Origin of the sequence: Gallaecimonas kandeliae, assembly GCF_030450055.1 — a bacterium.
GTDB lineage: Bacteria > Pseudomonadota > Gammaproteobacteria > Enterobacterales > Gallaecimonadaceae > Gallaecimonas > Gallaecimonas kandeliae.
In genome coordinates, this window is record NZ_CP118480.1 from 2,209,676 (window position 1) to 2,219,153 (window position 9,478).

Annotated in this window: 7 protein-coding genes; 2 read left to right on the top strand and 5 right to left on the bottom strand. The window is 66.2% G+C overall.

The annotated features are described in order from the left end of the window. Nucleotides 1-12 precede the first annotated feature (12 nt). Nucleotides 13-1,140: an efflux RND transporter periplasmic adaptor subunit gene (locus PVT67_RS10890; protein WP_301493631.1), complete on the top strand. Its 1,128-nt coding sequence runs from the start codon at nt 13-15 to the stop codon at nt 1,138-1,140. 12 nt (nt 1,141-1,152) lie between these two features. Further along, nucleotides 1,153-4,275, top strand: a complete 3,123-nt coding sequence (locus tag PVT67_RS10895; protein WP_301493633.1) for an efflux RND transporter permease subunit — start codon at nt 1,153-1,155, stop codon at nt 4,273-4,275. Between the two features lie 43 nt (nt 4,276-4,318). On the opposite strand, the gene PVT67_RS10900 is transcribed toward PVT67_RS10895, so the two are convergent. From PVT67_RS10900 to acsA, 5 genes are all read right to left on the bottom strand, one after another. Next, complete coding sequence (locus tag PVT67_RS10900) at nt 4,319-4,567, bottom strand: acyl carrier protein (protein ID WP_301493634.1); 249 nt, start codon at nt 4,565-4,567, stop codon at nt 4,319-4,321. Beyond that, entirely contained in the window at nt 4,567-5,676 is a 1,110-nt protein-coding gene (locus tag PVT67_RS10905) for a dihydrolipoamide acetyltransferase family protein (RefSeq protein ID WP_301493636.1), read from the bottom strand. The genes PVT67_RS10900 and PVT67_RS10905 overlap by 1 nt, the downstream gene beginning before the upstream one ends. Continuing rightward, on the bottom strand, nt 5,673-6,659 hold the full coding sequence (locus PVT67_RS10910; protein ID WP_301493638.1) for an alpha-ketoacid dehydrogenase subunit beta: 987 nt from the start codon (nt 6,657-6,659) through the stop codon (nt 5,673-5,675). The genes PVT67_RS10905 and PVT67_RS10910 overlap by 4 nt, the downstream gene beginning before the upstream one ends. Continuing rightward, the gene (gene pdhA / locus PVT67_RS10915) at nt 6,656-7,636 is read right to left on the bottom strand and encodes a pyruvate dehydrogenase (acetyl-transferring) E1 component subunit alpha (protein WP_301493640.1); all 981 of its coding nucleotides are present in this window, start codon (nt 7,634-7,636) and stop codon (nt 6,656-6,658) included. Before pdhA ends, PVT67_RS10910 begins: the two co-directional genes overlap by 4 nt. Before the next feature lie 62 nt (nt 7,637-7,698). Beyond that, the gene (gene acsA / locus PVT67_RS10920; protein ID WP_301493642.1) at nt 7,699-9,471 is read right to left on the bottom strand and encodes an acetate--CoA ligase; all 1,773 of its coding nucleotides are present in this window, start codon (nt 9,469-9,471) and stop codon (nt 7,699-7,701) included. Between the last annotated feature and the right edge of the window lie 7 nt (nt 9,472-9,478).

Here is a 9,478-nt window from a genome sequence, read left to right on the forward strand (position 1 = left end):
AGAGGTTTTGTCATGGGACAACACAGAAGCGCGGTATTGGCATTAGCGCTGGCCACCTTGATGGGGTGCAGCCCCGCCAAGCAGGAAGCAAAGGCGGCAAGGCCCCCCCAGCAGGTGGGTGTCATGACAGTCAAGGCCCAGCCCATTGACCTCACCACCGAGCTGCCAGGCCGCACCAGCGCCTTCCTCGAAGCCCAGATCCGCCCGCAAATAGACGGCGTTATCCAAAAACGCCTCTTCACCGAGGGCGGCACCGTGCAGGCAGGCCAGCCTCTTTACCAGATAGATCCGGCCCCCTTCGAGGCGGCCCTGGCCTCGGCCAAGGCCAGCCTGGCCCGGGCCCAGGCCAGTGCCCACAGCAAGGAGCTGACCTTCAAGCGCTACCAGAACCTGGTCAAGACCCACTACGTCAGCCAGCAGGATCTCGATGACGCCGAGGCCGCCTACAAGCTGGCCCTGGCCGACATCAAGGTCGCCGAAGCGGCGGTCAAGACCAGCGAGATCAACCTCGGCTACACCCAGGTCAAATCCCCCATCACAGGCCACATCGGCAAGTCCTTCGTGACCGCCGGCGCCCTGGTCACCAAGAACCAGGACCAGGCCCTGGCCCTGGTGCAGCAGCTGGACCCCATCTACGTGGACCTCACCCAGTCCAGCGCCGAACTGTTGGCCCTCAAGGCCAAGCTGGCCAAGGGCGACCTCCAGCGGGCTCCCCAGGCCAAGGTGACCCTGACCCTGGAAGACGGCTCCACCTATGACCAGACAGGTACCTTGGAATTCTCCGAGGTCAACGTCGACGAGGGCACCGGCTCCGTGACGCTGCGGGCTCTCTTCCCCAACCCGGACGGCAAGCTGCTGCCCGGCATGTTCGTGCGCGCCCAGGCCGTCACCGGCACCGACGACAAGGCGATACTGGTGCCCCAGAAAGGGGTCAGCCGCAACGCCAAGGGCGAGGCCTCTGTGCTGGTGGTGGACGCCGCCAACAAGGTCGAAGCGCGCCCCGTGGTCACCGAAGAAGCCGTCGGTAACCAATGGCGGGTAACGAGCGGCCTCAAGGCGGGCGACAAGGTCATATTGGACGGGCTGCAGAAGGTCCGTCCCGGCGCCCCCGTCACCACAGTCGAAGCCAGCGACCATTAAGGACAAGCAGCAATGCCACGTTTTTTCATAGACAGGCCCATCTTCGCCTGGGTGATAGCCCTGCTGATCATGCTGGCCGGGGCCATGGCCATTGCCCGCCTGCCGGTGGCCCAGTACCCGAGCATAGCGCCGCCGACCGTGACCATCACCGCCAACTACCCCGGAGCCTCGGCCAAGACGGTGGAAGACGGCGTGACCCAGGTCATAGAGCAGCAGATGAACGGCATCGACGGCCTCAACTACATGTCGGCCACCTCCAACTCCAACGGCCAGGCCACCATTACCCTGACCTTCAGCTCTGACACCAACCCGGACATCGCCCAGGTGCAGGTGCAGAACAAGCTGCAGCTGGCCACGGCCTTGTTGCCGGAAGAGGTGCAACGCCAGGGCATTACGGTCACCAAGTCGGTGCGTAACTTCCTGATGGTGGTGGCTTTCGTCTCTGAAGACGGCTCCATGGACAAGAGCGACATCTCCGATTACGTCACCTCCTCCATCAAGGAGCCCCTGAGCCGGGTCCGCGGCGTCGGTGAGCTGCAGGTGTTCGGTGCCCAGTACGCCATGCGCGTCTGGCTCAACCCCTACCAGCTCAAGCAGTACAACCTGACCAGCAGCGACGTCATCACCGCCATCCGCGCCCAGAACGCCCAGGTGTCCGCCGGCCAGTTGGGGGGCACCCCGGCCGTGGAAGGCCAGGAGCTGAACGCCACCGTCACGGCCCAGAGCCGGCTCCAGACCCCTGAGCAGTTCAGGAACATCCTGCTGCGCACCGCCCAAGGCGGTGCCAACGTCTACCTCAAGGACGTGGCCAGGGTGGAGATGGGCTCCGAGAACTACGGCTTTACCACCCACTTCAACGGCCAGCAGGCCACTGGCCTCGGTATCCGCCTGGCCACGGGCGCCAACGCCCTGGACACGGCAGAAGCCGTCAACGCCAAGATCAAGGAACTGTCCCAGTTCTTCCCCGCCGGCCTCAAGGCGGTGGTGCCCTATGACACCACGCCTTTCGTCAAGCTCTCCATCGAAGGGGTGGTCCATACCCTCATCGAGGCGGTGGCCCTGGTGTTCCTCATCATGTACCTGTTCCTGCAGAACCTGAGGGCGACCCTGATCCCCACCATAGCGGTGCCCGTGGTGCTGCTGGGCACCTTCGCCGTGCTGTCCGCCTTCGGTTACTCCATCAACACCCTGACCATGTTCGCCATGGTGCTGGCCATAGGCCTGCTGGTGGACGACGCCATAGTGGTGGTGGAAAACGTGGAGCGGGTGATGAGCGAGGAAGGGCTCTCGCCCCTGGAAGCAGCGAGGCGCTCCATGGACCAGATCACCGGCGCCCTGGTGGCCATAGGCCTGGTGCTGTCGGCCGTGTTCGTGCCCATGGCCTTCATGACCGGCTCCACCGGGGTCATCTACCGCCAGTTCTCGGTGACCATCGTCTCGGCCATGGCCCTGTCGGTGCTGGTGGCCCTGGTGCTGACCCCGGCGCTGTGCGCCACCCTGCTCAAGCCCATCGAAAAGGGCCACATGATCAGCGAGAAGGGCTTCTTCGGCTGGTTCAACCGCTGGTTCGAGCGCCGTACCCAGAACTACCGCAGTAGCGTCGCCGCCATCCTCAAGCGCGGCTTCCGCTTCATGCTGGTCTACGGCGTGATAGTGGCCACTGTAGGCTGGCTCTTCACCCGCACCCCCAGCTCCTTCCTGCCCGACGAGGACCAGGGCGTGCTCTTCGTGCAGGTGCAGTTGCCGGAAGGCTCCACCCAGCAGCAGACGGCCAAGGTCTTCAAGCAGGTGGAGGACTACTTCCAGACCAAGGAGAAGGACAACGTCTACTCTGTGCTGACCGTCGGCGGCTTCAGCTTCGCCGGCCAGGGCCAGAACATGGGTATCGCCTTCGTCAAGCTCAAAGACTGGAGCGAGCGCACGGCCCCGGGCAGCGACGTCAAGTCCGTCGCCGGCCGGGCCATGGGCGCCTTCTCCCAAATAAAAGGCGCCATGGTGTTCGCCTTCGTGCCCCCGGCCGTGCTGGAGCTGGGCACCGCCAACGGCTTCGACATGTACCTGCAGGACCGCAACGCCCAGGGCCATGACAAGTTGATGGCGGCCCGCAACCAACTGCTGGGCATGGCCTCCCAGGAGCCCGGCCTGGTGGCGGTGCGCCCCAACGGCCAGGGTGACAAGAGCGAGTACAAGGTCGACATCGACCACGCCAAGGCCGGTGCCCTGGGGGTCAGCGTCGCCGACATCAACTCGGTGCTGACCACCGCCTGGGGCGGCACCTACGTCAACGATTTCATCGACCGCGGCCGCGTCAAGAAGGTCTATGTCCAGGGCGACGCCCCCTACCGGATGCAGCCCGAGGACATCAACCGCTGGTACGTGCGCAACAACCAGGGTGAGATGGTGCCCTTTGGCGCCTTCAGCCAGGGCCACTGGAGCTACGGCTCGCCGCAGCTGCAGCGCTACAACGGCCTGCCGGCCGTGGAGATCCAGGGCGCCGCTGCCCCTGGCCGCAGTTCGGGCGAAGCCATGGCCAAGATGGAAGAGCTGGTCAAGAAGCTGCCCACCGGCTTCGGCCTGGAGTGGACAGGCCTGTCCTTCCAGGAAAAGGAAGCGGGCAACCAGGCCCCCATGCTCTACAGCCTGTCTATCCTGGTGGTCTTCCTCTGCCTGGCGGCCCTCTATGAGAGCTGGTCCATCCCCTTCGCCATACTGCTGGTGATACCGCTGGGCGTACTCGGCACCCTGGTGGCCACCGATATCCGCGGCCTGACCAACGACATCTACTTCCAGGTGGCGCTGCTGACCATCATAGGCCTCGGCGCCAAGAACGCCATCCTGATAGTGGAGTTCGCCAAGAACATGTTCGAGGAAGGCAAGGGCCTGGTGGAGGCGACCCTGGAGGCGGTGCGGATGCGTTTGAGGCCCATCCTGATGACCTCCTTCGCCTTTGGCCTGGGGGTGTTGCCGCTCGCCATCAGCAACGGCGCCGGCTCCGGCAGCCAGAACGCCGTCGGCACAGGGGTGCTGGGGGGCATGGTGGCTTCCACGGCGCTGGGGATCTTCTTCGCCCCGCTCTTCTTCGTGCTGGTGGAGCGCCTTGCCCACCGCCTGCAGAAGAAGGACTACAAGCCCTGAGGCAAAGCGCCTCGCTAAAAAAGCGCCCCCAGGGGCGCTTTTTTCATGGCTGGTGGGCGGCGAGGTAGTCCACCATCTTGGCGAGGGTGGTGACCTTGGCGTAGTCCGCCTCGGGGATGGCCACCCCCACCGATTTCGACAGGGCTTCGAGCAGCCGCAGGAAGTCCATGGAGTCGAGATCCAGCTCGTCGCGCATGTCCTGGTCCGGGCCCAGTTCGTCCGGCTCCACGTCCGGGGCTATGTGCTTGAGCTGGCGGCGCACTTCCTCGGCCAGGGCGGCTTTGTCTTTCATCACAATAGCTCCGGTTGTTGCAGCAGTTTGTCGATGTGGGCCAGCAGCCGGCTGCCGTCATGGCCGTCGCTGACCCTGTGGTCGGCGGCCAGGCTCAAGGTCACCACCGGCATCACCACCAGCTTGCCTTCCGACGCCCAGGGCACCTGGCGCAGCCGGCCCAGGCCCAGCAGCGCCACCTGGGGCGGGAATATGATGCCCTGGAAGCGGTCGGCGCCCCTGTCCCCCAGGTTGGAGACGCTCAAGGTGGCGTCCTGCATCTCCGAGCCCTTGAGGCCCCCTTCCCTGGCCCTTTGCACCTGATCCTTGAGCCGGGCCATCATCTCGGCCGGGCCCAGGCTGGGGGCGTCGTGGATGGCGGCCACCAAGAGGCCGCCCTGGCGCAGGCTGATGATGTTGCCAAGGTGCACCTTGGCGGCCGGCTCGAAGGCGCCGTCCCTGAAGAAGCCGTTGAACTGGGGGTACTCGGCGACGGCCCTGGCCAGGGCGCAGTAGATGAGGGCGTTGGCCAGGATGCGCTGCTCTGGGCCCTTGTCCTGGTTGTAGGCCGCCAGCCACAGCTGGGCCTTTTCCAGGGGGATGTCCTGCTCCAGGTAGTAGTGGGGGATCTCGCGCTTGGAACGGCTGACCACGGCGGCGATGGCCTGGCGCATCTGCTGGCCAGGCTCTGCCCCTGGCGCCCCTTGTCGTGGCGCCGCCTCTATGTCCTCCAGCACCAGGGCCCCTTCTGGGCCGCTGCCGGGCCCAAGCTTCTGCCAGTCGATGCCCAGTTCCTCGGCCCTGTGCCTGGCCGCCGGGGAGATCCTGGGCCTGGCTTCCGGGGTTTCGGCCGGCCTTTTCGTTTCGGCCTGCGCTTCGGCCTCGGCCGCCTCCCCTGTCAGCCGCAGCTCGGCGATGGGCTCCCCCACGGCCAGTTGGGTTCCTTCCGGCACCAGCAGTTTGTGGAGGATGCCGTCGTCGAACACCTCCATGTCGATGAGGCCCTTCATGGTGTCTATGGTGGCGATGACGTCGCCGCGCTCGATCTGATCTCCTTCCTTGACCAGCCACTGGGCCACAGTGCCCTTGGCCATGTCTGAGCCGAAGGACGGCATCTTGATGGTCTTCATCTGGCCTCCAGCATGGCGGCGGCCGCCGCCACTATCTGCTCTACCTGGGGAGTCGCCGCCAGCTCCAGGTGCTTGGGATAGGGAATGGGCACTTCCTGGCTGCAGAGCCGCTGGGGCGGCGCGTCCAGGGACCAGAAGCAGTGCTCGGCCACCTGGGCGCAGATCTCCCCGGCCAGGCTGCCGGTGCGCCAACCCTCGTCCACCACCAGCAACCGCTTGGTCTTCTTCACCGAGGTGAAGATGGTCTGGGTGTCCAAGGGCCTCAGGCAGCGAAGGTCGATGACCTCCACGTCCAGGCCGCGGCCGGCCAGGATCTCGGCCGCCTGCATTGCCTTGGGCAGGGAGCCGCCGTAGGTGACCAGGCTCAGCTGGCTGCCCGGCCTTCGCACCAGGGCCTTGTGCATGTCGGGGCAGTCTTCGGCCTTGGGCAGGGGCCCCGTCTCGTTGTAGAGCAGCACATGCTCGAAGATCAGCACGGGGTCCGGGTCGGCCAGGGCCTGGGCCAGCAGGTAGCGGGCGTCGGCCAGGGTGGCGGGGGCCAGCACCTTGAGGCCGGGCACATGGGCGTACCAATTCTCCAGGCTGTGGGAATGCTGGGCCGCCAGCTGCTTGCCGGCGCCTGTGGCCATGCGGATCACCAGCGGCACCCCCACCTGGTTGCCTGACATGTGGCGCAGGGTCGCGGCGTTGTTGACGATCTGGTCAGAGGCCAACAGGCTGAAGTTGACCGTCATCACCTCCACTATGGGCCTCATGCCGCCCAGGGCCGCCCCTATGCCGGCCCCCACGAAGCCGGACTCGGACAGGGGGGTGTCCCTGACCCTGGCCTCGCCGAATTCCTGCAACAGGCCCTTGGTGACGGCGTAGCAGCCGCCGTAATGGCCCACGTCCTCCCCCATCAGGAAGACCCTGTCGTCATTGCGGATAGCCTCGCGGATGGCCTCCCGCACCGCCTCGCGGTAGCTGATGCTGTCGCCGTTCATGACGCCCCCTCCTGGTAGACACCCCAGGTCAGCTTTTCAACGGGCTCCAGGGCGGCCTGCTCGGCAAAGGCCACCGCCTCGTTGAGTTCCTGGCGCAGTTCGTCCTCGAGTTGCTGCCACTTGGCCTCGTCCAAGGCGCCCGCCGCCTCCAGCTTGCGCCGCAGCCGCACTATGGGGCCCTTCTCCTGCCAGGCCGCCACCTCGTCCTGGCTGCGGTAGAGCTGGGTGTCGAACATGGAGTGGCCGCGGAAACGGTAGGTGTGGCATTCAAGGAAGCGCGGCCCCTTGCCCTGCTTGATGGCGTCCACGCATTCCCGGGCCGCCGCCTCCACCGCCAGCACGTCCATGCCGTCCACCTCCCGGGCTACCATGCCGTAGCCCTCGGCCTTGTGGCTGATCCGCTGCTCGGATTCGGAGATGGCCAGGGCCGTGCCCATGGCGTAGCCGTTGTTCTCGCACACCAGCAGCAGCGGCAGCTGCCAGAGCTGGGCCAGGTTGAGGCTCTCGTGGAACTCCCCTTCCGCCGCCGCCCCTTCGCCGAAGAAGCAGCAGGTGACCCTGCTCAGCCCCTTGAGCTTGTCGGCCAGGGCCAGGCCCACGGCCATGGGCAGGGCGCCGGCCACTATGGCGTTGCCGCCGAAAAAGCGCCTGGGGCCGTCGAAGATGTGCATGGAGCCTCCCCGCCCCCTGCTGCAGCCGCTGGCCTTGCCGAACATCTCGGCCATCACCGCCTTGATGTCCAGGCCCCTGGCCAGGGCATGGCCGTGCTCGCGGTAGGTGGCCACCACGGCATCGTCCGGCGCCAGGGCCTGCATCATCCCCACCGCCACCCCTTCCTCACCGATGTAGAGGTGCAGGAAGCCGCGGATCTTCTCCGCCATGTAGAGCTCGGCGCAGCGCTCCTCGAAACGGCGGATGCGCAGCATCTCCCTGAGCAGCGTCAGTTGGTGATCCAGCTCCTCAGCCTTGGCTTTCATGGCGGCCTCCTTCGTCACTTCCAGCAGCGGATGAGATGTCTCCCTCGGGTGGGAGCCGCTTTTCATTCCTGGACTTCATGGCGGCCTCCTTCGTCACTTTCCAGGGTGGAGATGTCCCCTTCGGGCAGGCCCAGCTCGCGGGCCTTGAGCAGGCGGCGCATGATCTTGCCGCTGCGGGTCTTGGGCAGGTTGTCCTTGATGGCGATGGTGCGCGGCGCCACCGCCGCCCCCAGGGCCTTGCGGGCATGGGCCATGAGGCTGTCCAGCAGTTCAATGCTTGCCTCGAAGCCGGGCTTGAGGGCCACGAAGGCCTTGACCACCTCCCCCGCCACCTCGTCCGGCACCCCTATGACACCGGCCTCGGCCACGGCCGGGTGCTCCAGCAGGGCGCTTTCCACCTCGAAGGGGCCTATCAGGTGGCCGGCGGACTTGATGAGATCCTTGCTGCGGCCGACGAACCAGTAGTAGCCGTCGCCGTCCCGGTAGGCGAGATCGCCTGAGAGGTACCAGCCGCCCTTGAAGCATTCCTGGTAGCGCTGTTCCTCGTTGAGGTAGCCGCGGCACATGGAGGGCCAGCCGGGGCGCAGGGCCAGCTCCCCGGCCTGGCCTTCGGCCAGCTCATGGAGTTCCCCCTTGTCGTCCAGCTGCACTATGGCCGCTTCGATGCCGGGCAGGGGCCTGCCCATGGAGCCGGGCTTGATGGGTTCGGCGGCGAAGTTGGCCAGCATGATGCCCCCCGTCTCCGTCTGCCACCAGTTGTCGTGGAAGGGCTTGCCGAACACCCGGTTGCTCCAGACCACCGCCTCGGGGTTGAGGGGCTCTCCGACGCTGGCCAGGAAACGCAGGGCGCTGAGGTCCCGGCCGGCCAGCATCTGCTCACCCACCTTCATCAGCATGCGGATGGCGGTGGGGGCCGTGTACCAGACGTTGACCTTTTCCCGCTCCAGGATCTGGTACCAGCGCTCCGGCTCGAAGTCCGCCTCGTCCACTACCAGGGTGACGCCGTTGCACAGCGGCGAGATCACCCCGTAAGTGGTGCCCGTGACCCAGCCGGGGTCGGCCGTGCACCAGTAGATGTCGCCGGGGTGCAGATCCAGGGCCAGCCACCCCGAATACTGGTGGTAGACCACAGCCTCATGGACATGGATGGCGCCCTTGGGCTTGCCGGTGGTGCCGCTGGTGAAATGCAGCAGGGCCCTGTCCTCTGGGGCCGTTACCAGGGTCACGAAGGCATCGCTTGCATCCGCCAGGGCCTGGTCCAGATCCAGGCAGCCCTGCGGGCACTCCCCCTTGCAGTCGTAGAGCAGCACCGCCTTGAGATGGGGCACTTGTTCCCGCCAGGCCTCTACCTTGCGCCTGTAGTGGTGGGCGCTGGTCACCAGCACCCTGGCGTCCCCCAACGTCATCCTGGCCTGGATGGGCTCGGGGCCGAAGGCGGAGAAGAGGGGGCAGAAGACGGCCCCGGCCTTGAGGCTGCCCAGCAGGGCGCCGTAGAGCTGGGGGGTGCGGCCGGCCAGGCTGAATACGGCCTCGCCCTTCTGGATGCCGAGCCCGGTCAGTACATTGGCGAAGCGGTTGGCAAGCTTGGTCAGCTCGGCATAGCTGAAGGCCTGGCGCTGCCCCGCCTTGCCCAGCCAGATGAGGGCGGTCTGGCTGCCCCGGCCTTCCTCAAGCTGCCTGTCCAGGGCCTCAAAGGCGATGTTGATGCCGCCGCCAAGGCCCTGGATGGCGTCCCTGGCCTGTTGCCAGTCGAAGTCCTGGCAATACTGGCGATAGTCCGCCAGGTTGGGCGCGGGGCCAGCCCCCTTGGCCTTGGTGATGATCGGAAAGTCCATGTCTTGC